This window comes from Marinobacter sp. AL4B (assembly GCF_019916045.1).
Taxonomy (GTDB): domain Bacteria; phylum Pseudomonadota; class Gammaproteobacteria; order Pseudomonadales; family Oleiphilaceae; genus Marinobacter.
In genome coordinates, this window is the sequence record NZ_JAILWZ010000011.1 from 699488 (window position 1) to 722875 (window position 23388).

General features: G+C 52.3%; 20 protein-coding genes and 4 tRNA genes. 9 read left to right on the forward strand and 15 right to left on the reverse strand.

Features of this window, described 5'->3' with window-relative positions:
- Positions 1 to 14 precede the first annotated feature (14 nt).
- From K5L82_RS07415 to K5L82_RS07425, 3 genes are read right to left on the reverse strand one after another with little or no spacing between them, the layout of a single operon-like run.
- A complete protein-coding gene (locus tag K5L82_RS07415; protein ID WP_223133686.1) occupies positions 15 to 1556 on the reverse strand; it encodes a DUF2306 domain-containing protein in 1542 nt (513 codons plus the stop codon).
- Positions 1553 to 1828: a hypothetical protein gene (locus K5L82_RS07420; protein WP_223133687.1), complete on the reverse strand. Its 276-nt coding sequence runs from the start codon at positions 1826 to 1828 to the stop codon at positions 1553 to 1555. The genes K5L82_RS07415 and K5L82_RS07420 overlap by 4 nt, the downstream gene beginning before the upstream one ends.
- Complete coding sequence (locus K5L82_RS07425; protein WP_223133688.1) at positions 1828 to 4014, reverse strand: molybdopterin-dependent oxidoreductase; 2187 nt, start codon at positions 4012 to 4014, stop codon at positions 1828 to 1830. The genes K5L82_RS07420 and K5L82_RS07425 overlap by 1 nt, the downstream gene beginning before the upstream one ends.
- Before the next feature lie 151 nt (positions 4015 to 4165).
- Between K5L82_RS07425 and K5L82_RS07430 the strand changes: the two genes are divergently transcribed.
- On the forward strand, positions 4166 to 5197 hold the full coding sequence (locus K5L82_RS07430; protein WP_223133689.1) for an AraC family transcriptional regulator: 1032 nt from the start codon (positions 4166 to 4168) through the stop codon (positions 5195 to 5197).
- A 214-nt stretch (positions 5198 to 5411) separates the two neighbouring features.
- Here K5L82_RS07430 and K5L82_RS07435 read toward each other — a convergent pair whose 3' ends face one another.
- The 3 genes from K5L82_RS07435 to K5L82_RS07445 are packed head-to-tail and all read right to left on the reverse strand — an operon-like array spanning position 5412 to position 7813.
- Complete coding sequence (locus tag K5L82_RS07435; RefSeq protein WP_223133690.1) at positions 5412 to 6362, reverse strand: TraI domain-containing protein; 951 nt, start codon at positions 6360 to 6362, stop codon at positions 5412 to 5414.
- A complete protein-coding gene (locus K5L82_RS07440; RefSeq protein WP_223133691.1) occupies positions 6349 to 7575 on the reverse strand; it encodes an Arm DNA-binding domain-containing protein in 1227 nt (408 codons plus the stop codon). Before K5L82_RS07440 ends, K5L82_RS07435 begins: the two co-directional genes overlap by 14 nt.
- A complete protein-coding gene (locus K5L82_RS07445; protein ID WP_223133692.1) occupies positions 7568 to 7813 on the reverse strand; it encodes a hypothetical protein in 246 nt (81 codons plus the stop codon). The genes K5L82_RS07440 and K5L82_RS07445 overlap by 8 nt, the downstream gene beginning before the upstream one ends.
- A gap of 154 nt (positions 7814 to 7967) precedes the next feature.
- On the opposite strand from K5L82_RS07445, the gene K5L82_RS07450 reads away from it, so the two are divergent.
- A complete protein-coding gene (locus K5L82_RS07450; protein WP_223134019.1) occupies positions 7968 to 8174 on the forward strand; it encodes a helix-turn-helix domain-containing protein in 207 nt (68 codons plus the stop codon).
- 250 nt (positions 8175 to 8424) lie between these two features.
- Here the strand turns inward: K5L82_RS07450 and K5L82_RS07455 are convergent.
- Together K5L82_RS07455 and K5L82_RS07460 are read right to left on the reverse strand one after the other, a co-directional pair.
- Positions 8425 to 8501, reverse strand: a tRNA-Met gene (locus K5L82_RS07455).
- A 97-nt stretch (positions 8502 to 8598) separates the two neighbouring features.
- The gene (locus tag K5L82_RS07460; RefSeq protein ID WP_223133693.1) at positions 8599 to 9918 is read right to left on the reverse strand and encodes an acetyl-CoA C-acetyltransferase; all 1320 of its coding nucleotides are present in this window, start codon (positions 9916 to 9918) and stop codon (positions 8599 to 8601) included.
- A 185-nt stretch (positions 9919 to 10103) separates the two neighbouring features.
- Between K5L82_RS07460 and K5L82_RS07465 the strand changes: the two genes are divergently transcribed.
- Complete coding sequence (locus K5L82_RS07465; RefSeq protein WP_133006016.1) at positions 10104 to 11510, forward strand: 3-oxoacyl-ACP reductase; 1407 nt, start codon at positions 10104 to 10106, stop codon at positions 11508 to 11510.
- Between the two features lie 120 nt (positions 11511 to 11630).
- Here the strand turns inward: K5L82_RS07465 and K5L82_RS07470 are convergent.
- The 5 genes from K5L82_RS07470 to K5L82_RS07490 all read right to left on the reverse strand — a co-directional run bounded on the left by K5L82_RS07470 (position 11631) and on the right by K5L82_RS07490 (position 14121).
- Positions 11631 to 11706, reverse strand: a tRNA-Val gene (locus tag K5L82_RS07470).
- 6 nt (positions 11707 to 11712) lie between these two features.
- Positions 11713 to 11789, reverse strand: a tRNA-Asp gene (locus K5L82_RS07475).
- A gap of 63 nt (positions 11790 to 11852) precedes the next feature.
- Positions 11853 to 11928, reverse strand: a tRNA-Val gene (locus K5L82_RS07480).
- A 255-nt stretch (positions 11929 to 12183) separates the two neighbouring features.
- Positions 12184 to 13044: a DUF2846 domain-containing protein gene (locus K5L82_RS07485; protein ID WP_223133694.1), complete on the reverse strand. Its 861-nt coding sequence runs from the start codon at positions 13042 to 13044 to the stop codon at positions 12184 to 12186.
- A gap of 126 nt (positions 13045 to 13170) precedes the next feature.
- Complete coding sequence (locus tag K5L82_RS07490; RefSeq protein ID WP_223133695.1) at positions 13171 to 14121, reverse strand: hypothetical protein; 951 nt, start codon at positions 14119 to 14121, stop codon at positions 13171 to 13173.
- 174 nt (positions 14122 to 14295) lie between these two features.
- Between K5L82_RS07490 and purE the strand changes: the two genes are divergently transcribed.
- From purE to K5L82_RS07520, 6 genes are all read left to right on the forward strand, one after another.
- On the forward strand, positions 14296 to 14787 hold the full coding sequence (purE, locus tag K5L82_RS07495; RefSeq protein WP_133006019.1) for a 5-(carboxyamino)imidazole ribonucleotide mutase: 492 nt from the start codon (positions 14296 to 14298) through the stop codon (positions 14785 to 14787).
- Between the two features lie 37 nt (positions 14788 to 14824).
- Positions 14825 to 15937 carry a 5-(carboxyamino)imidazole ribonucleotide synthase gene (locus K5L82_RS07500; protein WP_223133696.1) on the forward strand — a complete coding sequence of 371 codons (1113 nt, stop codon included), beginning with the start codon at positions 14825 to 14827 and terminating at the stop codon, positions 15935 to 15937.
- A gap of 77 nt (positions 15938 to 16014) precedes the next feature.
- Entirely contained in the window at positions 16015 to 16593 is a 579-nt protein-coding gene (locus K5L82_RS07505; RefSeq protein ID WP_133006021.1) for a superoxide dismutase, read from the forward strand.
- Positions 16594 to 16845: 252 nt separating this feature from the next.
- Entirely contained in the window at positions 16846 to 18915 is a 2070-nt protein-coding gene (locus K5L82_RS07510) for a putative bifunctional diguanylate cyclase/phosphodiesterase (RefSeq protein WP_223133697.1), read from the forward strand.
- Positions 18916 to 18941: 26 nt separating this feature from the next.
- Positions 18942 to 19526 carry a LemA family protein gene (locus K5L82_RS07515; protein ID WP_410505857.1) on the forward strand — a complete coding sequence of 195 codons (585 nt, stop codon included), beginning with the start codon at positions 18942 to 18944 and terminating at the stop codon, positions 19524 to 19526.
- Positions 19527 to 19536: 10 nt separating this feature from the next.
- Complete coding sequence (locus K5L82_RS07520; protein WP_223133698.1) at positions 19537 to 21519, forward strand: M48 family metallopeptidase; 1983 nt, start codon at positions 19537 to 19539, stop codon at positions 21517 to 21519.
- A 162-nt stretch (positions 21520 to 21681) separates the two neighbouring features.
- On the opposite strand, the gene K5L82_RS07525 is transcribed toward K5L82_RS07520, so the two are convergent.
- A complete protein-coding gene (locus K5L82_RS07525; protein WP_223133699.1) occupies positions 21682 to 22545 on the reverse strand; it encodes a pirin family protein in 864 nt (287 codons plus the stop codon).
- Positions 22546 to 22760: 215 nt separating this feature from the next.
- A complete protein-coding gene (gene ycaC, locus K5L82_RS07530) occupies positions 22761 to 23387 on the reverse strand; it encodes an isochorismate family cysteine hydrolase YcaC (protein WP_133006026.1) in 627 nt (208 codons plus the stop codon).
- Between the last annotated feature and the right edge of the window lies 1 nt (position 23388).

A 23388-nucleotide genomic window follows, 5' to 3' on the forward strand; every position in this document is an offset into this window, starting at 1 on the left:
TGCCTGTCGCTCTATCAGTTGACGGCATACCGCTTAGTTTCGGCTGAATAAATCGCGAATATATGCCCAAAAAATACCGGCACAAGTAAGGCAGCGCCAGCTGCTAGTTGGTAACCGTGGCCTTGTTGGCGATACGGTTCTGGCACGAGGTTAATGGCGTTAACAACATACAACAGGCCATATAGCACCCCGGGGCTAGCAGCGAATAGCGAGGCGAACCACAGCCACTCTTTCATTTTACCGAAGCGCTGGCTATGAATTGCGCGGGCTACCATGGCCAAAAACCATATTAAGAATATACCCGCTGCGGTATAGAACACACCGGCAAGCGAATGGGTATGGCTAGGCATGCCTAGTTGCCAACCCCAACGTAGGAAAATAATTCCAGTAACGGCTCCGGCTGCCAACAATACTTTGGGCTCTAACCACATTTTCTGAAGCTTTTCCGGGGTAGCAGTAAGCAAGCGAGCGGCTGTTGCGAGAAGAGCAGCTAATACGATTAATAATAATGCTGGCAATGATGAGTTCAGAATGGCGTCATGCCACAGCGCGGCACTGGCGGGTGCTTGTTGCTGCATAAAATCATTCGCCGCAAAACCCGGTGCGACGATGTAAAACACCGCGGCTAAAAGCCATACAACGAAGAAAACAGCATAGCTGCCGTAAGCCTTAAGCTCGTCGGCATAACTGCTACCGCTAAGAGTATTGGTCGAGTTCCGGAGTGGGCTACTTTCTCTGTTGAGGTAAAACAAGATATACCCGCCCAAGAAGGCTTGGGCGAACAAAGTTACATTCATCACAATGTTCATTTCATTGAAGGAAGCACCGTCGGAGAGCGGCGCCATTCCAATCCAATACAGGCGTTGAATGGGCGCGGTTAGAAAGCTGCCAAACGCAAATGCTTGCCAGCCTAGGTGTACTGCAATATTACGTTTTATGATGGCGTAACAGGCAAGGCTAAGACCTATTACCACGGTAGACAGCATGATCCACAGGCCGGCGTAAAAGACGAATTGGCTGTATATTTTTGATACTTCAGTATTCAACAAGTAATAAGTGCTCATTGCCATGGAGCTAAAACCGGCGATGATATAAACCACACCTAGCACGCGGTGCGTTTTGCGGTGTTTGCGCCGAAAAGCAGGCCAAAACTGGAAAAACCCTGTCGCCATCAGCACCAGTCCCAACATCATATGCGTGCTAAGAACATGCTTTTTTGTCTCCTCCATAGCGTAGAAGTGCTGTTCGGTATTCATAATGCTGTCGCTGCCATGAATATATTCACTGGACTCAATACGGGCGATCAAATTAATCCACGCTGGCAGCACTTCTGCTTCGGCAGTGCCTGCCATTTGTGTGCCATTGTTGGCTTGTTCGACAATGTAAGCGACCGTGTCGTCGGCGCCCGTGACGGGGTTGAGTATCGGCGAAACTTTTGAGCCGGCATTGAAGGCAAAGAGCCCGTAGGTGATTAGAAACAAGCCCGTTAAGCCCCACAGAAATGGCGAGAATCGTGACATGGCAGATGGTTGGTTGGATATTTGGCTGTGGTTCATGGCTGATGCCTCGTGTAAGCGGCGCTTGCGTCGGTTTTTTGCACTTGGGTAACGTTGCCCAAGTGGTTTAATTCATCTTCGGCTTCGTAGTCCATGTGATCAATTGAATCCTCTGTTTGGAGAAAGGCCAGTGGGTCGCGGCCATGCCTGAGCAGGTTTACTCGCAGTGCAATTCGCACTAACCGCTGCTTCCATCGTGACTCGTGTCGCTCGCCGATAAATCGGGCAGCCCGAAACAGTAGTAAGGCCTTTAATTCAGCAAAACTCTTCATTATTGCAGGCCTCCTATGCCTACAAACTGCCGTGGTGGCTCGGTGGGCGTTATGCGACAAGGAATGCCTTTGAGGTGGGGAATGCCCTGTTCTCTATCCAAATATTCGGGGTCGTCGGGAACAACCAGGCCATCATTGTGATCATCGGCACCGAGGTCTTTTTCTTCAGGCAACCACCAGCCGTGAGGTATGCGAATAAGGCCTTCTGGCACGTCGTCGCGAATTTTCACCATCATGTACACCTTGCCGGCAACGGTTTCGATCTTCGCCCAATCGCCTTCAACAAGGTTGTAGGTGGTTGCATCTGTTGGGTGCACGAACGTTCTTGGGTATCGGTTGCTCTTTCGCAACTTGCGGTTGTGCCGCTGGCCAGATTGAAAGAATTGCGGTTCGCGCAAGCCGACAAACATCTTGATGGGATAATCGTCAGTTGTTTCCAGATTTCGGTAATAGGGCAGCGGGTCACAGCCCAGGGTTTCTAGCATCGTTGAATACAGTTCTACTTTTCCGGAAGGCGTTGCGAACCCGGTTTTTTTGTAGTTGAAGTGCTTGTACTTGCCCAGGGTTAACTTGTATCGCGCCGAATATTGCTGCCAATCCATGCCTGTAGGCGACACCCTGTGATCAAAAAGCTCTTCAATATTTTTCCAGGGGAATTGTTCTTCCAGCCCCATACGAACAGCTAAGCCACGCCAGACATCGTAAATGTTGTGGCACTCCCCAGGCGGTGCGTACAGCTGCTCTGAGGTCATCGTTAGCGTGGCCCAATTGTAGAAATCCAGAAGGTTCGGGCGCTCCATCCAGCTATCGCCTGGCAGCACATAGTCGCAGAGGTTTGCGGTGGGTGTCATGAACTGCTCGAAGCAGACATTGAGCTCCTGATTGAGCATGGCATTTTTAACGAGCTGCTGGTTGCCGTACCCCATAAGCGCATTGTTCGCGATGGCGAAAAACGCTTTTACGGGGTACGGATCGCCATAAGCCATGGCGCGGAATGTTGAGGATGGCACCGCCATATGCGTGCCTTTAACGATGTTCGGGTAGCGCTCACCGAAAACCCGTTCGCTATGTTCAGCCAGTAAATCAGCCGCCTTAAACGTAAACGCGGGGTGGTCGTCGTAACCGAGTTGTTTACGTTTTTGCTCATCGCTGAGTTCTTCAGTGAGCTCAAGCTCTGGTTCTGAGATTAACCCGGAGTCTAAGCCCATCATCATTTCGCCACCCGGGGCATCGAGATTGCCGGTAATCGCCCGCAGAATGCTAATCGCACGGATTGCCGAGGTGCTGCTAACTTGCTGGTCCGTTATTGGCGACCAGGGAATGATAGCGCTAGGTGATGTTGCATAGAGACGAGCAGACTCGCGGATTTCAGACTCTGCAAGCCCGGTAACTTCACAAACGCGTGAAAGGGGGAAATCCCGGAAAATTCGCTCGGAAAGCGCTTCAAAACCGATAGTCCAGTCTCGTACGAAGGCCTTATCGTAAAGTTGTTCTTCAATAATGACGTTAAGCCAGCCGAAGCAAAGCATCGCATCGCTGCCGGGTTGCAATTCCAGATGAAAATCAGCGCGTTCAGCCGTCGGGCTCTTGCGGGGGTCCATCACGATAAGCTTGGCACCACGCTTTTCGGCCAAGCGAATGCGAATGTACTCCCAAACCCATGATTGTGTGTTCGGGTTGTGCCCCATTAATACGATGCACTGCGTGTTCTCAAAATCCGGCAGCGGCATCCAGCCGTAGGTTAGTCGGTTAACCGCTGCTGTATTGCCCAAACACAATGCCACCGGCGATAGGTAATTGGGCGTGCCCAACAGGTTCATAAAACGCCGGGTCATACCCGATTCTGTTGAGCAATTCCAAGGGCCGCTCGTTACGGCCAATGCCTCCGGGCCATAGCGTTCAATAATACCCGTGAGCTTTTGGGCAATTTCGTCGAGCGCTTGCTCCCAACTGATTTGCTCCCATTTACCTTCTCCTCGCTCGCCGACACGCTTCATGGGGTGCAATAACCGGTTAGGGTGGTCGAAAGTAGACTGCGCCAACTTGCCTTTTGCGCAGATCGCGCCGGGACCCATAGGGTTGCTTAAGTCGCCAGTTAGGGTGTAGTCCTTTTCTCCCGGCTTTCGCGTAGCAACCAGTTGGCAAGATATATCGCATGTGGCGCACAGCACGTGTTTGGTTTCCATGGGTTCTCCGGGCTCGCAGTCGGGTTGTCGCCGCTCTGTTCGCCGCGACTAATGAATCCCGACTCTACCTGGAAAAAAATTATCAGCTTTACCTTTTACGGTCATTGATTTATCTTTTCCGGCCTAATTGAGTGTTGAAGGTTCACGCTGCATGCGAGCGACTAAATCAGGGATTCACAATAGCCCCTATGTGCTAAATAGCTTTCTTAACCAGTTTCCCCAGCTTGTCGTATCGCGTGGAGGAGACCTTAAGTCATTATGTGCGAGGTCGGGGTTATCTCTTCAGGATGTCACTGGACAGAACCAGCTAATCCCCTTTGATCGGTTTATCCACTTACTGGAAGAGGCGGCGACCACCCTGAATGCTCCTGATTTCGCACTCCTTCTGGCGTCTCGGCAAGACTTGCGAGCACTCGGCCCCGTGTCTCTGATGCTGAAAAATTGCGATACGGTCGCTGATGCATTTTTAGCGACCACCGGGCATTTAAACCTGCTTGTATCGGGTATCGAAATTTCTGCGAGCGAAAGCGGAAGTCAGTTCTTGGTCCGTATCGACGTAAATCTTCCAGGGCTCAGGCAACGCAGGCAATTTCAGGACTATTTAGTAGGTTCAGCATTGATGGTGTTGAGGCAGCTGCACGGCACTGCATTTACGCTCAACGGGTGCCATTTGCTGGCAGCACCTGCGGGCCCCACAAACGTTGCAGAGCTATCGGAGTATCTGGGCTGCGAGCCGCGCTTCGGGTCGCACAACATTCTTCTTTATGTACCGCAAGCAATCATGCGGTCGCCGCTTAGCCCTTACGCAGCCCCTGCCACTCCATTCGCGGCAGATGTTAGCTCCGCCCGGCAGGTGGTGGAAAAATCGATAGCGGATGCGTTGATGTATTTATTTGTAGAAAGTAAGCCGAGCATCGTGCAGGTGGCTTCCCTGCTTGGGTATTCGGAACGAACCTTGCGTCGGCGACTCAGTGAGCTTTCATTATCCTATGCCGATATTCTGGATGCTGTAAGGCTGGAACAAGCCAACAAGTATTTAAAAAGTACACACTATCGAATCAGCGATATCGCCAACCTTCTTGGTTACGCTAACCAGAGTGCATTTACGCGAAGCTACGTTCGCTGCACTGGGTTAACGCCCAGTGAGTACAGAACCGGCTTACGAGGCCGTCATCGGGTCTGATGCGAATTATCGCTTCACAACACCGGCTCAATGGTCGCAATTACGTTGTTCCAAATACGGTGATGGGCGGGCCACGCGAGTACATCGGCTAACTGGACAGCGCTGGATTGAGTAATGTAATTGACCTGCTCCCAACTTTCTAATCGATTCTCCTGCTTGTGAAGCGGTGTAATACATCGACATCACACCGCTTCAGGGTCAATAACATCATCGCTCAACGAGCCTCTAGGGCTGGCAGCCAATAAGTGTTCTGTCCAAGTTTGCCAAACCCTTTCAACTCACGCCGTTTAAAGGCCCGCTTCTGGTTATCCGCCATGGCACTTTGCCCATCGGCATCTCGCACGTATCGAGCCAATGTCATTGCCGCAGGAATTCCATACCGAGCACCTGGCGACGCGCACGTCCAGATATGGCGTAGCGTCAGTGCGGCATCCGGGTCCACCGTTTCAAGATAGGAAAGCCCAATTGCGCAGGCTTCCAACGTTAGAGCATCATGGCTGCACAGCCTTGCTGTAGCCGTGGGACGCCCTTTTACATCGTAGGTGTAGGTCTTTCCAATATCGTGAAGCAGCCCAGCCACAAAACCCAATTCTTGAAGGGAAAGCGGCATATCAGGCTCATGAATTTGAGCCATACTTACAACCCCTCTGGCTACCTCTAAGGAGTGAACCAGCAGTCCCCCGGGATAGTTGTGGTGGTAGTGTGTGCTCGCAGGCGCCCTCAGGAAAACCTCCAGTCGATCTCGTCGCTCTAGCACTCGTTTAATACACATTTTCAAATGATCCGATTCTAGCGACCGTACCGATTCAACGAGTTGATCCAGATCTTCCGGGCGCGGGCACAGGGTGCGAGGCAACGTTTGCAGCGCTGGTAGGCGAATTACATCGAGCCGGAACGGGCGACGAATGTCGGTTAAGAGAATCACACCCTCTTCAGGCCCAACACACACTCGCCCCTTCACCTCGACTAACTCCATGTGGCCGAGCCGCTCTGGAATAACAATCGTTTCTAAGGCTGCCAATACGACCACTTCAGCACTGCAACTGCTCAAACGCATTTTGACGTACGGAATCCCTTCATCATCAAACGAAGCCACTCGTCCGGTTAAGCAATAAGTGCCGCTAAAAGTCTCCTGCTGGATTGGCCGAAGTTCATTCAGTTTCATTGCTCGCCCCCTTCATGGTGGTCACACGGCTCTGGATCAAACGCTCAAAGGCGCTGCCATCCATACGAGTTAGGTTCGGGATGTACCGGGAATACACTTTGAACAGCATTTCGGTAGACGAGTGTCCCAGAGTACGGGCAACCCACTCGGGGTTTTCTCCAGACGCAAGGAGAAGGGTCGCGGCCGTGTGCCGGGTTTGGTACGGGCGACGCTTCTTAAGCTTCAACACCTCCAGCAATGGGTACCAGACCCGTTTGGTCACGTTGTTATGGTCTAGCGGCTCACCCAGGCGATTACAGAATACGAACTTGCTCAACTTACCCGTGGCTTCATACTGAGCCTTGAGCGCTTCGTACACCGGCCCAAACATGGGAATATCACGCTGAGAACCGTCAGTTTTCGTGTACTCGGTCTGGCCGTGAACCAAAGTTTCACGGACCAGGATTTCGCGTTTATCGAAATCCACGTACTCCCACTTCAGACCATCCACCTCACCGGTTCGCATACCGGTGTAGAAGCGAACCAAATAATAGATCCGGTAGTCCTCCCGGACGTGCTTGAGGATCTTGTCGACTTCATCCATTGAGAAAGGCTTAATGTGAACCTTCTGGAGCTTCAGTGGTTTGATGTTGCGGTACGGATTATCAAACTCATAGCGTTCCGCCGCTTCCGTCAGAATCATCCGCAGGATCGTCATGTGACTGTTGATCGTCTTAGGTGACATCAGACCGTTCGCTCCCCTGCCCTTGCGCTTCGCCATTTTGTTCCGGGCGGCAAGAATGTCGGCCTTAGTGATCTCGCCCACCTGCTTGTTCTTAAAAGCTGGTTTGAGCGAGCTTTCAAGAATGGAGGTCACATTGCGGGTGTGGGAGTTCCGCCATTGAATTTTGCTTTCGCCAAACCATTGGTCAGCGAAATCTGAAAACATAGGGGGATGCTCGCCAGTATCAGAACCCGTCTGTAGGGAACCATCAACGTCATCGCCCCCCGCTTTCAGCTGAAACTTCTTAAGGTTCTTGCTCTGCGGAAACTGCTCTGCATAATTAAATGAACCCACCAGAATGCTCGCTTCCACTTTCTGAAGCAGCGCTTCAACACGCTTACGATTAGCTGCCGTATTCGGCAACGCTGTCTGTTCGCGGCAGCGGTGTCCTAGGTACATAAAATCTAGGTACAGCTTCCCGGTCTCTTTGCGCACTCTCACTTTACCCATGACACACCACCCCACTGGCCATTGGAATGGACAAGTGCTCATGCTCACGAGCATTAACTAACATTTCTTTCTCGACTTCCTCCCAGAGGAAGAGGATTTTCCTGCGGCCAAAGGGCTTGATGTAGTGCTTGCCCTCCAACAGAACAGTGTCCTTTAAACACTGACGGATAGTTCTGCAGTCGTATTTGATACGACCAGCTAATTCTTCAGTCGTCAGGTAGGTGTAGGAATTTTCCATCGAATTGTTCCTTCTGTTGCGCTACGCTAGATCAATAAAAGACATTCCTCGTATCAGAATGTCATCCTAAATGGCATTTTAGGCGATAAAAGTACATTTGCAAACACTTTTTGCCATTCTGGATGACATTTATTCATTAAGGACGACACAGTTAATGATTAGATGCCATCTAGCCCGACTCATGGGCGAGCATAAAATGAAGATTGTGGATGTAGCTCGAGAAACAGGACTCAACCGAAATACAGTGACGCTTCTCTACAAGGAAACAGCCCAACGTATTGAACTCGACGCACTCGATAAGCTCTGCAAGCTATTTGAATGTGAAGTCGGTGACCTGCTGGAATTTCAAAAAGACGAATAGATAGGAGAGAACCGCATTTCATAGCGATTCCAAGGAAGGAGCCGACTAAAGAATACGGGAAAGCGAGGACACGTCCGCGATAGTTAGATTCTGTGACACAAGAAGCCTTACGGTCACTTTTGGAAAAGAGTCCAAGTTGGGGCTTTCACGTTTTGGCACAAATACGTCACATATTTGTCACAGGGACTTTCCCTCACCCCAAACGCAAAAAAGGCAGACCAGTAAGTTACTGATCTGCCATTCTTTTATATGGTAGCGGGGGCTGGATTCGAACCAACGACCTTCGGGTTATGAGCCCGACGAGCTACCAGACTGCTCCACCCCGCATCAAACTGGTTGTTAACCAAGTCGCCCTGATCAACGTGGCGCGAATAATACGAGGTGAAGCGCCTTATGTCAAAGGGAATTACAACATTCCTGAAAATTAGCGCTCCAGAATGGCAGTAATGCCTTGACCGCCGGCTGCACAGATGGAAATCAGGCCACGACCGCTCCCCTTCTCTTCCAGCAATTTGGCCAGTGTCGAGACAATACGACCACCGGTGGCTGCAAACGGGTGGCCGGTTGCCAGACTGGAGCCTTTTACGTTCATCTTCGAACGGTCGATGCTGCCCAGCGGCTTGTCCAGACCGAGGCGTTCCTTACAGAACGTAGGGTCTTCCCAAGCTTTTAGCGTTGAAAGAACCTGAGCGGCAAAGGCTTCGTGAATTTCGTAGAAATCGAAATCCTGCAGTGTCAGCCCTGCCCTTTCCAGCATACGCGGAACGGCATAAGCAGGCGCCATCAACAAGCCCTCTTTCTTATCCACGAAATCAACCGCAGCAACTTCCGAGAAAGTCAGCCATGCACGGACTTCTAAGCCATTTTCTTTGGCCCACTCTTCACTGGCCAGCAACACGCAAGAGGCACCGTCAGTTAGCGCGGTACTGTTGGCAGCCGTCATGGTGCCGTTTTCACGATCAAAGCAGGGCTTCAGTGTGGCCAGCTTTTCAAGCGTTGTGTCCGGGCGCAAAATATTGTCTTTATTCAGGCCCGCCAGCGGCGTGATTAAATCCTCAAAGAAACCCTCTTCGTAGGCCTTAGCCAGCTTTTGATGACTCTCATAAGCGAGCTGATCCTGATCTTCCCGCGCGATGTTCCACTCTTTCGCGGTGATCTGGCAGTGATCGCCCATGGACAAGCCAGTGCGCGGCTCTCCGTTGGTCGGAATTTCAGGAGCCAGATGGCTCGGACGGAAACGGGTTAGGATTTTCAGTCGCTCTTTAGCTGTTTTGGCGCGGTTAAGGTCCAACAGAATCTCACGCAGACCTTCGCCAACACCAATAGGAGCGTCTGAGGTGGTATCTGTACCACCCGCAATACCGCACTCGATTTGCCCCAAGGCAATTTTGTTTGCCACAAGAATGGCAGCCTCAAGGCCAGTGCCACACGCCTGCTGTATGTCGTATGCCGAAGTTTCGGGCGCCAGGCCAGAGCTAAGCACCGCCTCACGGGTCAGGTTGAAATCACGCGAATGCTTGATAACCGCACCAGCAACCACCTCACCCAAACGCTTACCTTGCAGGTTGCAACGATCCACCAGGCCACGCAGGCTAGACGTCAGCATTTCCTGATTGCTGATTTTGTTGTAGGCCGTGTTGGAGCGGGCGAACGGAGTACGATTACCGCCGATAACCGCTACGCGACGAATACCGTTGCTCGGTTTCGCAGTTTTGGATTTCGAGCTTTTCTGAGCCTGTGCCATATCAAAATGTCCTGTATAACGATGAATAGTTGAGAAGTTTGACGTTGTGCTGAAGTCTATCGATAAACCGGCATGTCTCATTGGCAAGTCTGACAACGCCAACTCTGGCTTCAGTCAATCCAATAGGCTGAGGAATCCTTACCCTCTATGGCATTCTATGCAACACGCCCTAATAGGAAGCAACTATGTCAGATCTCTATCTTAAGCTCGTCAACACACCTGTCGGCAAATCTGCCGCCCAATCGTTAGGCTTGCCCTCACCTAACCCGCTAAAGCGCCTGAAGCGTTCCGACCAGCCTTATCTTGAAGGCGATGTACTGGTTGGCGCCGGCTCCGGCGCAAAAGCGGTCGCAACATTAGGTGCCACACTAGGAGCCAGCCCGGCCAACTTATTTCACGCAACCGGCCTGGACACATTGGACGAATCCGCAAAAGTAGGCAACAAAGCCGAAGCATTGGATGTGACCGGCGAACTGAACGGAAAATTCTCCGCTTTGGTTTTTGACGCAACCGGCCTGAAAACGCCACAAGAATTGCGTGCATTGTACGATTTCTTTCACCCGAGCATCCGCAAACTAGCCGCCAACGGCCGCATTCTGGTGATCGGACAGGACCCACACACATGCCGTAAAGCGCCTCAGGCGGCTGCACAACAATCGCTTGAAGGCTTTGTGCGGGCCATGGGTAAAGAAATCGGCAAAAAAGGCGCCACCGCTAACCTGATATGGATGGCACCGAATGCCGAGAACCAGCTGGACTCCAGCGTACGTTTCTTCCTGTCGCCTCGCTCAGCCTATGTGTCAGGTCAGTTTGTCCGCATCGGAAAGGCCGACACGGCGAAGGCCACTAATCCGGTTGCCCCTCTCGCCGGTAAGGTCGCACTGGTCACCGGTGCGTCTCGCGGTATCGGCGCATCCATTGCCGAAACCTTGTCTCGCGATGGTGCAACCGTCATTGGCCTGGATATCCCCCAAGCTCTGGAGGAGCTGAAAACCGTCACAGACGCCATCAAAGGTAAAGCTCTGGCCTGCGATATCACTGACGAAAAAGCGCCTAAGCTGATCGCAGACTTCATCGCCTCAGAAACCGGCGGTTTAGACTTTGTAGTTCACAACGCAGGCATCACCCGCGACAAGACTCTTGGCAACATGCCTGAGCACTTCTGGGACATGACCATTGCGGTCAACCTAACAGCAGAAGAGCTGATCGACGAAGAGCTGATACATCGCAACCTGCTAAACGAGAACGGCCGCATTGTGTGCATCTCGTCCATCAGCGGCATTGCGGGTAACTTCGGTCAGACCAACTACTCCTGCGCTAAAAGTGGCGTAATAGGCTACGTTGAAGCCATGTCTAAGCAGCTTAAGGACGGCATTACCATCAACGTTATCGCCCCAGGCTTTATCGAAACGCAAATGACGGCCGCCATGCCCTTCACCATCCGTGAAGCCGGACGACGCATGAACAGCCTGTCTCAGGGCGGCCAGCCAATTGACGTTGCGGAAGCTATTGCCTGGTACTGCAACCCAGCTTCTGCGGGCGTTACCGGCAACGTTGTACGGGTCTGCGGCCAGTCTTTGATTGGCAAATAAAGCTCGATAGGCAAATCCAAGCCGGGCGACCAAGGTTTCCCGGCTTTTTTGTGAGCACACGGAAAGATTTCTGAAGACAAAAAAAAAGCAGATCCAATTGGATCTGCTTTTCTTCAAATATGGTGGGTGGTACTGGGATCGAACCAGTGACCCTCGCCTTGTAAGGGCGATGCTCTCCCAGCTGAGCTAACCACCCGAAAAGTGGCGGAGCGGACGGGACTCGAACCCGCGACCCCCGGCGTGACAGGCCGGTATTCTAACCAACTGAACTACCGCTCCGCATGACTCAACCTACTCGGCTAAATCGGGCGCCAGAAACTCGCCTGGCTTTCTGCTTTAAAGTGGTGGGTGGTACTGGGATCGAACCAGTGACCCTCGCCTTGTAAGGGCGATGCTCTCCCAGCTGAGCTAACCACCCACTTCGAGGCTTTACTGTTCTTCAAGCCTTAAGCAGTCACTTGTGCGCTTTAGCGCTTGTTGATTCAACGCTGCTGTCTCAACCAAGTGAGATGCGCATTTTAAGCATTTCTTCGGCGGTGTCAAACGTTTTCCCGAAAAAATCTGAAGTTTTTCAAAACACCGTGCAAGCCGAGCATTTATTGACCAAAAACAGCGACTTGAACCCAGATGGCGCTATGCTTTAGTTCGCTGCCCTAGTGTAACCACTCAGTGCTCAAAAAATCCACCAGCCCCCAGAAGACTCTGCTTCCTTACGACGTTCGCGCTCTTGCTCCAAGAGTGCATACTGTTGCTCAAGCTCTTGCAACCGTCGGTCGCTCTCAAGCGGCTCAGTGGGACCGCCGCCTAACGGCCAATACCATGAAGCCGACTCGTACTTACCCTGCTCTTTCAGCCGTTCGATCTCCAGCTCTCTCTCTTCCTCAAGAGCCGCCTTCCGCTTTTCATAATCGTCCTCTTGGTTTTCCTCAACGATAGAAGCAGCTGCGTGATTCGGAGCCAACAGATCACTGTTCAAAAACAACGTGGAAACAATCTCACCGGGCTTCATGGCATAGCTTCGTGTCACCCACTGCAAATCACCGGAAGCCAACGGCTCATCGGGATCTAATTCAGGGTGCAACTCTTCCGGCTCGGTAAGCTCATTATAGCGTAGGTAGTAAATCTTTCCTGGCTCAACGTTCAACGTGGCATCGGCAATCAAGCTAAGGCTGAACGAGCCCAGCCCCTCAAGCCCCAATAAAGGACGACGCATAGCGATATGCCGCTCACCAGGCGCCACTTCAAGCCATGTGAAACTGTTGTTGCGGATATTGAAATAATGATGATCGTCGATGTAGACGCTGGGCGCTTCGATTTCATCACCCGCCCATTCAGAATGGGTCCGATAGAAGTAAAGCAGCGCGTTATTCTGACTCCACTCATCGGTATCAATGTGCACAAAGTTGTGCCCCGACACCGGGTGCAGAAAGCCGCCCACACTTTTTCCGATAGATTGGTACACCGTACAACCGGATAGCGCCACCACACAGTAAAGGATGGCGGCGCTCTTAAGGAAAGGCACTCGGATTCTCATTGTTTTACACTCTTCATCCCTTCTCGAGTTGCCTGATCATATCAACTGCCACTCGAGAGAAATGAGAGCTACCGCAAGGGATGAATACAAACTGTTACATTCATCCTCGCACAGCTTCTGCTTAAATCACTGACCGCCAGCTCTGGACCGAATCTGATTCACCTCTTCCGACAAACGAACCAACCGGGACGTTAGCTGCGCCCTTGAGGCATCGATAGACGCGACCGCTTGCTTCACCTCCGATACCTGAGCCTTCAACGCTCGAACATCCGGACCATCGGCTTGCGACCCCACCGTCTTTTCCAGTGTCGCAATACGAGCCTCTAAACCATCAATGCCCAGTTTTTGCTCTTGTTCAAAACGCTTAATACGACGGTCAACCAGAGGTTCAACTCCCTCGATTTTTTGCTCGACACCAGCAACTTGTTTTTCAAGGGTCTTATCCGCCTGTTCAAGCGCCGCAACAGCTCCCTTCAGACGCTCCGACACCTGAGCCACATCTCCAGCCAGCCCGGTGCGAACCTTTTCCAACTGTGCCTCAAGGTCCGAAACAGCTTTCCCTGCACCAACCAGCTGCTTCTCTAGGCTAGCGATATTTTCTTGTTGCTCGTTCAACCGCTGCTTATTCTTCTCGTTAGCGATCACCCAAAGCTTGCGTATCTCGCTATCGGCCGAGTCCAGGCGCTTTTCATTGCCGGCAATCTGCTGCTCTAACCGCGCCCCTCGCTCCTGAAACGATTCCCCGGTTTCAGACAACTCGCCCTCAAAGCGGGCCAGCGCGAGATTACTTTGCCTAGCCCAATAGTCTGCGTCCTGAAGCTGGCCTTCAAGAGCCTGAATACGTTGCTCTTGCAGATACCAACCTGCCCCAGTCGCTGCAGCAACAATCACTAACAACACCCCGATCAACGCGACACCACCGCCCGCACTTCCCGTATCTTTGTCCGGCTTTGGCGATTTCGGCGCTGTGACAGGCTTATCCTGTTTTGTTCTGGGCTTAATAGGCTCTCTTGGCTCGGCTCCACCAAAAGAATCGTCAGCTCGCAGCTCGTCTTCATCGGGACGAATGGGTTCCATTACAACTCCTGAATACAGAGGGTTTAATAAAGAAGACTAGATAATACGCTCGCCAATCAAAACGTTAAAATGAATAACCATACAGGTGCCTTATATGTCAGCCCCTCTATCTTGCATGGCGGGGGGGCAATCCATACAATGGCCGGCTTTCCAATTATCACAGGACTGTTGTTTATGCAGCCGCTTGTAGGTCTCATCATGGGGTCGAAATCTGACTGGCCCACCATGGAACACGCCGCCAACATGCTCGACAAGCTTGGCGTGCCCTACGAAACACGAGTCGTCTCAGCCCACCGTACGCCCGATCTTCTGTTTGACTACGCGAAAACGGCTTCAGATCGTGGTTTAAAGGCTATTATTGCAGGCGCAGGCGGTGCTGCGCATCTTCCAGGCATGGTTGCATCACAAACTTCCCTGCCCGTCTTGGGCGTTCCGGTTCAGTCCAAAGCACTGAATGGCCTGGACTCACTGCTTTCGATCGTACAGATGCCCGGAGGCATCGCGGTTGGCACACTCGCCATCGGTAAAGCTGGCGCTACTAACGCCGGCTTATTGGCTGCCCAGATTATCGGCACCTTCGATGACAAGGTGCGCAAAGCGGTCGACGAATTCAGAGCAACTCAAACACAGACCGTGCTGGACAATCCTGATCCCAGCGATCAGTAATGCCCACTTCAAAACCTTAAGAGGCAGGAGCGTTCGAATGAAAATCGGTGTACTAGGAGCTGGCCAACTAGGCCGCATGCTCGCGCTTGCCGGATACCCACTAGCCAAAGACTTTGTCTTTTACGACATGTCGGGAAGCCCTAGCGCTGGCCTTGGCGAGACCATCGTAGATCGTAACGGCGAACAACTGGACAGCTTTCTATCAAAAGTTGACCGTGTCACCTACGAATTCGAACACTTGCCGGTGGATGTTGCCGAAAAACTGGCCCAGCAAAAACCGGTACACCCCTGCCCCCGTGCATTGAAGGTATGCCAGAATCGCGAGGCAGAAAAAACCTTGTTCGGCCAACTTGGCATCCCAACGCCCGAATGGAAAACAGCCGACAGCGCGGAATCATTGAAAGCCGCAGCCGAAGCCCTCGGTTGCCCGGTAGTTGCTAAGTCGATTACCGAAGGTTACGACGGCAAAGGCCAAGCGGTACTGAAAAGCCCGGAAGAAGCCGAAGCCGCCTGGGCATCCATCGGCCACCCACGGGTTATTGTCGAGAAGTTCGTCAACTTCAGCCGAGAAGTGTCACTGATTGCTGTGCGATCGGAAGATGGTGATGTCGCCTTCTACCCGATCGCAGAAAACACCCATCACGAAGGCATTCTGCGCTACTCCGTCGCGCCTGCACCCGCGTTACCCGCCCACGTTCAGCAAGACGCCGAGCACCACATCAAAGCACTACTCAACGAATTAGGGTACGTTGGCGTGCTCACTCTGGAGCTGTTCGAAACCAAGAACGGCCTGGTCGCTAATGAAATGGCGCCCCGAGTTCATAACTCCGGCCATTGGACCATTGAAGGTGCCATGACAAGCCAGTTCGAAAACCATATTCGAGCGGTCAGCGGCCACGCACTGGGTAATGTCGAAGCTCGAGGGGTAAGCTGCATGATCAACATCATCGGCGAACACGGCGACATCGAACGCATTCTTGAGCTACCCTACGCTCACCTCCACCTCTACAACAAAGGCGAGCGAGCCGGCCGTAAGCTGGGGCACATCAACATTCTGGCGGACAGCTACGAAGAACTGGTCTGGCGCGTAAAAAACTGCGCCCAGTTCCTACCAGGCAGTCCCGACTTTACGTGCAGTCTCACAGCATAGGGTTGAATTAAAACAATTCGCCCCTATATTGCTGATACGCACACTCATAAACAAAGAGAGAAAGGGAGAACGACCTCATGGCATTTGAACTTCCCGCACTGCCTTACGAAAAGAATGCTCTAGAACCGCATATGTCCCAGGAAACTCTTGAGTTCCATTACGGCAAACATCACCAGACCTACGTAACCAAGCTGAATGGCCTGGTTGACGGTACTGACAATGCTGATAAGTCTCTGGAAGAGATCATTAAGAGCGCCAGCGGCCCTCTGTTCAACAACGCTGCCCAAGTGTGGAACCACACTTTTTTCTGGAACTGTCTGACGCCTAACGGCGGCGGCGAGCCAACTGGCGCAGCTAAAGAAGCCATCGAAAAAGCCTTCGGTTCTTTCGATAACTTCAAGAAAGAATTCAACGACAAAGCCGCCAACAACTTTGGTTCTGGCTGGACTTGGTTGGTTAAAAAGGCCGACGGCAGTGTTGAGATCGTCAACACCAGTAACGCCGAAACACCACTGACTGGTGCAGACAAGCCGGTTCTGACTGTCGACGTATGGGAACACGCCTACTACATCGACTACCGGAACAGCCGTCCAAACTACTTGGAAGGCTTCTGGAAGCTGGTTAACTGGGATTTCGTGAACGAAAACCTAGCGTAATACAGCAGCCAAAATAAGCAGCGAATCATCCTTCGCTGTCTGAAGCAGAAACGCCCGCCTGGCAACCCCCGGCGGGCGTTTCTGTTTTTGACATGGTTCAAACTGCAACAAATCGATACACGCGTTTTCAGGACATAACAGAAATTTCAGGCATACTCGGTGGCACCATATTCCGCATCGACCATACTGACGTGTGGGCAGCTTACTGATGCGACCCAACCCCCTTTTTTAGCCCATGACAAATGAGTTGCAATGATCCGTACACGCAAAACGCTTGAAGCCGAAAACCATCTGGGTTTTAGAATCCTGGGGTGGGTGCTGGCTGTTGCGTTAATCACGGGACTCGCTCTCAGCACGGTGCAAGTTGTTCTGGACGCACAACGAATGTCATCCGAACTCAAACATCAAGCAGAACAAACCCTTGCCATGGTCTATGACTCAGCCACCCAAGCGGTTTTCAGCATTGATCAAACGTTAGGGCAGCAAGTTGTAGACGGGCTTTTCGCTTTAGAGTCAGTTAACCTTGCCCGCATCTCTCATCCCGATGGCAGCGAGCTAAGCAGCCGACAACGCGCGCCTAGCAAAATGAATTTTCGACCCATTACCGACCTTATTTTCGGGAACGTATGGGTTTATCGCGAAACCCTTAAACGCGGCGATAATCCGAACGAGCCATACGGCTACCTTGAGATTCATCTGGATACCGCCCACGATGCCGAAACCTGGTTGTTGCGAGGGCTCACAACGTTTGCATCCGGCATCATGATCGCTTTGATACTCGGTTTGGCACTATTCATTCTGTTCCACTGGCTATTGGCCAGCCCCTTACTTCGGATTGTGCACTCCCTTAAAAAGGTCGACCCTGATTACCCGGACCAGCACCTCCTTAGCGTCCCGAAAGGTCACGAAAAAAACGAACTCGGAGTCCTGGTAAACGCCACCAACAACTTACTTGTTGCGATCGCCGAGGGCCAACAAAAACACCGTGAAGCCGAGGATCGCGTTAATGAACTTGCGCGAATCGATACGTTAACAGGCCTACCCAGCCGGGATGCTTTCTTAGAGGATCTGCAGGAAATCATACAAACCTCTTCGGCCAGGGGCATCGCCTTCTCGCTGATCGTATGCGGTATTGATGATTTTAAGTCCGTGAACGAGCAATGCGGCTTCCGCACCGGCGATCTGATTCTAAAAACGGTTGCCAATCGATTGAATGCTAACTTCCCGAAAGATCGATTCGCTTTGGCGCGTTTAGGAAGCGACCAGTTTGTTATTGTCGAGAAACAGCTTCGCGACAATTTTCACGCAGCAGAAACGGCGGAGAAAATACTGGCTATCGTTGGCACCTCCATTGACGCCGGCAGCCACCGCATTTCCATGACATCAAAACTGGGCATCTCGATCTTCCCAAACGATGCAATCGAAGCCGACCGTTTGCTGCAAAGCGCAGAACAAACGATGGCGCTCGCGAAACAAAACAGCAACACCCGCTTTCAGTTTTACGTTGCTAGCATCGACCAGGAAATCCGTGATCGCAAACAGATGGAAAAAGACCTGTCTCAAGCTATCGAAAACAGGGAATTCCATGTGGTTTATCAACCCCAAATTAACCTGGAAACCAAACGGGTTATTGGGGCTGAAGCCCTGTTGCGGTGGGTGCATCCCGAACACGGTTTCGTAGCGCCCGACAAATTCATTCCAATCGCAGAAACCAGCGGCCATATCGTCAAGATCGGAAAATGGGTGCTGGAGCAAGCCTGTAAACAGGCTGCACTGTGGGCGGCTTCCGGCTCCCATTTGAGGATCGCGGTGAACCTGTCGGCCGTCCAATTGCGGCAGGACTCTATTGTGGAAGATATTCTGGCGTGCATCGCCGAGTACCAGATTCCGCCGGGCCGGTTAGAACTGGAAATCACGGAAACCAGTTTCATGACCAACATGACCGATGCAATCGCCAAACTCCATCAATTGCACCGAGCCGGGATAAGCATAGCCGTCGATGACTTCGGTACCGGCTATTCGTCACTGACTTATCTGAAAAAGATGCCAGTCCAGCACCTGAAAATCGACAAACAGTTTATTCAAGATCTTCTGGTCAACGAAGAAGACACCCGAATTGCCAATACCATCATCGATCTGGGCCGAAGCTTGAACCTGACTGTTATTGCGGAAGGTGTGGAAACTGAAGAGCAAGAGCACTACCTCACTCAACGCGGCTGCAAACTCGCACAGGGGTATTATTTCAGTAAGCCTTTATTGCCGGAAGATTTTGAGAAATTCATAAAGACTTTCCACACCAACATCGTGGAAAATAACGCCTAAACACAGCTCGAGGGTTAAGCATGGGAATGACAACAGTCATCGGTCTTGTTGTTATCGCGGTTGTCGTGATTTATCTGATTTTCATCTACAACAACCTGGTATCACTGCGCAATCAGTTCAAAAACGGCTTTGCCCAGATCGACGTTCAACTACAACGTCGACATGACCTCATCCCCAACTTGGTCGAGGCTGCTAAAGGTTACCTGGACCACGAAAAATCCACGCTCACTCAGGTCATGGAAGCGCGCAACAATGCCGTTAGCGCTCAGAAAGACGCCGCCAAAGACCCTAGCGACAATACCAAGATGCAGCGGTTAGGTAGTGCCGAAAACTTGCTGACCAAGGCACTGGCCAATTTCTACGCCGTTTCCGAGAACTACCCGGAACTGAAAGCCAACGAAACCGTTCAACAGCTGATGGAAGAGCTGTCCAGCACGGAAAATCGGGTTGCTTTCGCTCGTCAAGCTTACAACGATGGCGTAATGACCTATAACATCTTCCGCGAGAAGTTCCCCAACAATTTCATCGCAGGCATGTTTGCGTTTAAAGAAACTGCCCAACTTCAACTGGAATCTCCTGAAGCCCGCCAGGCCCCGAAAGTCAGTTTCTGAGGCCTGATTCATGGCAACCCCCGGCTTTTTTCAGCGCCAGGCTAATGCCCGGCGCAATACCAGCGTTCTTGTCGTTTTGTTTCTGACCGCCGTCGTGCTCATCACGCTGGCGGTTTGTCTGGTCGGTTATCTGGTCACTCGAAGCGAAAGCACCCCCCTCCCCTTTCATCATTGGCTCCTGTCTCCACACGGAATAACCACCGCGGCGGCGGTCGTCGTTTTGATCGTAATTGGCTCGTTAGTGCGCTGGGTAGATCTGGCCGGAGGCGGTTCGCGCGTTGCGAAGATGGTAGGGGCACGCCTGATCGATCCGGACACCCGCGATCTCGACGAACGTAAACTGCGCAACATTGTTGAAGAAATGGCGATCGCCAGTGGCGTGTCTGTGCCCGAACTGTACGTGATGGACGGTGAAACCAGCATCAATGCATTTGTGGCAGGCTACAGCCCGGGTGAAGCCGTGATGGTGGTTACCAAAGGGGCTCTGTCGCAATTAGACCGGGACGAACTACAAGGTGTGGTGGGACACGAGTTCAGCCACATCCTGAACGGTGACATGCGCCTTAACGTGCGTCTGATTGCCATTCTTGCGGGGATTCTAATGATTGGCCAGATTGGCCAGTTCTTGCTGCGAGCCGGCTTCTACAGCAGCGCCATCCGAAGCCGAAACAGGGATGGCCGGGCACAGGCCGCCATGGGCGTTCTTGGCCTTGCTCTGATGATTATCGGGTATGTGGGAGTATTCTTCGGTCGCCTGATTCAAGCCGCGGTGTCACGCCAACGAGAAATGCTGGCAGACGCGTCTTCGGTACAGTTCACCCGAAATCCCGGGGGCATAGGCGGGGCGTTATTCAAGATTGGCATGACCAGCGGTTACCTCGATACGACCAGCCACGCCAGCGACATGAATCACATGTGCTTTGGCGAGTCTGCCCGCATGAAATTTAGCTCGCTGCTGGCTTCTCACCCGCCCGTCAACGAGCGCATTAATGCGATACAACCCGGATTATTAGCACGCCTTCGAAGCCGCTTGAGAGATACCGAGCCGAGCGCGAAGCTACACACAAACACCCCGCAACCAGAGGCTGCTCGGTTCGCGGACCTGGCCAATCAGGTTGCTGGCCCTGTACGTGGCACACCAGGTGCCCGACTTTCTCCGTTGCGGTCCTCTTTCAACGAAACTGCACCACAACCAGCCACCCTGCTCTCCTCTCGGGTGGGCACCGTTACACCACAGAGTGAAGCCTTTGCAGCTGATCTGTTGCAGCAACTGCCGGCTACTTTTCGAAACCTGCTCTACACCCGGGCCGGAGCTATCCAGCTTTGTTACGGTTTACTGACGTATCATCTACCCCCCAATGAACGCGAGCGCTGCTTAGCACTTCTGCCCGAAAACACTCTGCTGGGAGGACAAAGTGAAATATTGGCCAAGTTGTACCCCACTCTTATGACATTAGATGAAGCGGCCCGATTCCCGATTCTCGAATTGGCAATGCCGGCGCTGAGAAAATTAGATGCCGACGAGCGTCGTCTAATGCTAGGCAACGTTCGAAAGCTGGTCGCTGCCGATAAACGTTTGAGTTTGTTCGAGCTGGCATTAAACACGTTCCTGAACCGGCACTTGGCACCCAACGCAGAGCAAGCAGTGCCTGTGAGGCACAGAAGCTATCGCTCGGTGAGGGCCAACATTGAATGTGTTGTCGGACTATTCGCCCGCGCGGGCTCCCACTCCGAGCAAGAGGCGGAAAACCTCTATCAGGAAGCCATTGCAGGCTTCTTCTCGGAGCCAAACCAACCTCCGGCCTCGTCAGTCTCTATCAAAGAGCTGCAGACCACTCTGGCCTCTCTGAGCCGGTTGTCGCCGTTATTGAAGCCAGGCATTATCGATGCCTGCGGACACTGCATCCTGCATGATGGCAAAGTGGAGGTTCGGGAATACGAACTGATGAGGCTGGTAGCTGATCAGCTGGATTGCCCAATGCCGCCGCTGTAACTACAGTAGAAACGACGTGAAGGCGGACAATGTTGCGCAGGGCGAACAGCAATGGCTTCTTCCCCCAAAAGCCGGGATTGAAAAAGCGCACCGCGATTTTAAAATTGATTGGGGACCACATCCTGTCAGCCCCTCAAATGAAGTTCATGCTCTTTACCCTCGCTAGAGAGCGCCGAATTTTCCTGCTTGAAAGTCGAGCATGGCCTTTTTTATTTCTCCCTCCGTGTTCATCACAAAAGGCCCATAGCCCACGACAGGCTCATCAATGGGCTCCCCACTCATTACGAGCAACCGAGCGTCATTATTAGACTCGAGCACAATCTCTTGGCCTTCTCTGTCAAGGTTTGCAAGCTCAGCTTCACGCAACACATCGGTGTCATTAATTTGAACCGAACCGTTCAATACTGCCACCAAGGTGGTGTGGCCTTCGGGCACCGGCAAATTCACACGGGCACCGGGCTCTAGGCTTAGATCCCACACATTGATTGGCGTGAACGTCTTGGCAGGACCTTTATGTTCCAGATACTCACCAGCGATGACCCGCAGCGTTCCACCCTCATCTTCCAAGGACACACGAGGGATCTCTTTATTGAGCAACGTTTGGTAAGCCGCCGGCGTATCCTTAGCCGATGCGGGTAAGTTGACCCAGAGCTGCACCATATTCAGCAAACCACCTTGTTCAGTGAATCGCTGTGAATGGAATTCCTCGTGCACGATACCCGCTCCAGCGGTCATCCATTGGACGTCTCCCTTACCGATAAGCCCTCCTGCACCCGAGGTATCCCTGTGCTCCAACTCACCGGCGTACACCACGGTCACAGTCTCGAAGCCTCGGTGAGGGTGTTGACCAACCCCCCGGCGGCGTTGAGTTGGTTGAAACTCTGATGGTCCGGCGTAATCCAGAAGCAGAAACGGCGAGATATTCGATGCGCCCATCCGATCGTAGGAGAAGAGCGAACGAACCGGAAAACCATCACCCACCCAATGACCACGAGGGGGACCATACGTCGTCAGAAGCTTCTTCACTTTGACCTCCTACAGGGTCGATCGACCCAACATTTTCAATGCATCAATGTGACGATAAACAAGCGCACGAGCCCTGAATAGATAGCGATATTCACACTCAGTGTTCTGTTCTTGGAACGATCGCCGTCCGACAAAATTAGAGCGGACGGCTCCGTTTGACCCACTCAGTCAGTCATTATCGGTCACGGGAAGAACACGAATCCCCCTTCATCGCGCTACTGCTTCTCAGGAAGCGTGTTGTAACTCGTAATCAAGTTTCGGTAGTCAGGGATGTGGTTTGAGAACAGCGCTCCTAACCCATCAATATCATTTCGCCAATCACGGTGCAGCTCGCAAGCCAGCCCAAACCAGGTCATCAGTTGGGCACCGGCTTGCGACATCCGATCCCAGGCGGAGTGCCGGGTCAGTTCATTGAACGTGCCGGAGGCGTCCGTCACCACGAATACATCATAGCCTTCGGCCAACGCAGAAAGCGCCGGAAAAGCAACACACACTTCGGTCACCACGCCAGCGATGATAAGTTGCTTCTTCCCCGTATCCTTAACGGCTTTCACAAAATCCTCGTTGTCCCAAGCGTTAATCTGCCCCGGGCGAGCAATGTAAGGAGCAGAGGGAAACTGCTCTTTCAGTTCCGGAACCAATGGGCCGTTTGGGCCGGTCTCAAAGCTGGTTGTCAGAATGGTCGGAAGCCCAAAGTATTGAGCCAGGTCACCCATGGCTAACACATTGTTCTTGAACTTGTCCGGGTCGATGTCTCGGACCAAGGAGAGCAGACCGGTCTGATGATCCACCAACAATACCGCAGCGTCGTTTTTATCGAGTCGAACGTAAGGCTTACTCATA

Bases quoted from the DNA above. Each gene is read 5' to 3' on its own strand.
- K5L82_RS07415 (WP_223133686.1), bottom strand. From the start codon at position 1,556: ATGAACCACAGCCAAATATCCAACCAACCATCTGCCATGTCACGATTC.
- K5L82_RS07420 (WP_223133687.1), bottom strand. From the start codon at position 1,828: ATGAAGAGTTTTGCTGAATTAAAGGCCTTACTACTGTTTCGGGCTGCC.
- K5L82_RS07425 (WP_223133688.1), bottom strand. From the start codon at position 4,014: ATGGAAACCAAACACGTGCTGTGCGCCACATGCGATATATCTTGCCAA.
- K5L82_RS07430 (WP_223133689.1), top strand. From the start codon at position 4,166: ATGCGAGCGACTAAATCAGGGATTCACAATAGCCCCTATGTGCTAAAT.
- K5L82_RS07435 (WP_223133690.1), bottom strand. From the start codon at position 6,362: ATGAAACTGAATGAACTTCGGCCAATCCAGCAGGAGACTTTTAGCGGC.
- K5L82_RS07440 (WP_223133691.1), bottom strand. From the start codon at position 7,575: ATGGGTAAAGTGAGAGTGCGCAAAGAGACCGGGAAGCTGTACCTAGAT.
- K5L82_RS07445 (WP_223133692.1), bottom strand. From the start codon at position 7,813: ATGGAAAATTCCTACACCTACCTGACGACTGAAGAATTAGCTGGTCGT.
- K5L82_RS07450 (WP_223134019.1), top strand. From the start codon at position 7,968: ATGATTAGATGCCATCTAGCCCGACTCATGGGCGAGCATAAAATGAAG.
- K5L82_RS07460 (WP_223133693.1), bottom strand. From the start codon at position 9,918: ATGGCACAGGCTCAGAAAAGCTCGAAATCCAAAACTGCGAAACCGAGC.
- K5L82_RS07465 (WP_133006016.1), top strand. From the start codon at position 10,104: ATGTCAGATCTCTATCTTAAGCTCGTCAACACACCTGTCGGCAAATCT.
- K5L82_RS07485 (WP_223133694.1), bottom strand. From the start codon at position 13,044: ATGAGAATCCGAGTGCCTTTCCTTAAGAGCGCCGCCATCCTTTACTGT.
- K5L82_RS07490 (WP_223133695.1), bottom strand. From the start codon at position 14,121: ATGGAACCCATTCGTCCCGATGAAGACGAGCTGCGAGCTGACGATTCT.
- purE (WP_133006019.1), top strand. From the start codon at position 14,296: ATGCAGCCGCTTGTAGGTCTCATCATGGGGTCGAAATCTGACTGGCCC.
- K5L82_RS07500 (WP_223133696.1), top strand. From the start codon at position 14,825: ATGAAAATCGGTGTACTAGGAGCTGGCCAACTAGGCCGCATGCTCGCG.
- K5L82_RS07505 (WP_133006021.1), top strand. From the start codon at position 16,015: ATGGCATTTGAACTTCCCGCACTGCCTTACGAAAAGAATGCTCTAGAA.
- K5L82_RS07510 (WP_223133697.1), top strand. From the start codon at position 16,846: ATGATCCGTACACGCAAAACGCTTGAAGCCGAAAACCATCTGGGTTTT.
- K5L82_RS07515 (WP_410505857.1), top strand. From the start codon at position 18,942: ATGACAACAGTCATCGGTCTTGTTGTTATCGCGGTTGTCGTGATTTAT.
- K5L82_RS07520 (WP_223133698.1), top strand. From the start codon at position 19,537: ATGGCAACCCCCGGCTTTTTTCAGCGCCAGGCTAATGCCCGGCGCAAT.
- ycaC (WP_133006026.1), bottom strand. From the start codon at position 23,387: ATGAGTAAGCCTTACGTTCGACTCGATAAAAACGACGCTGCGGTATTG.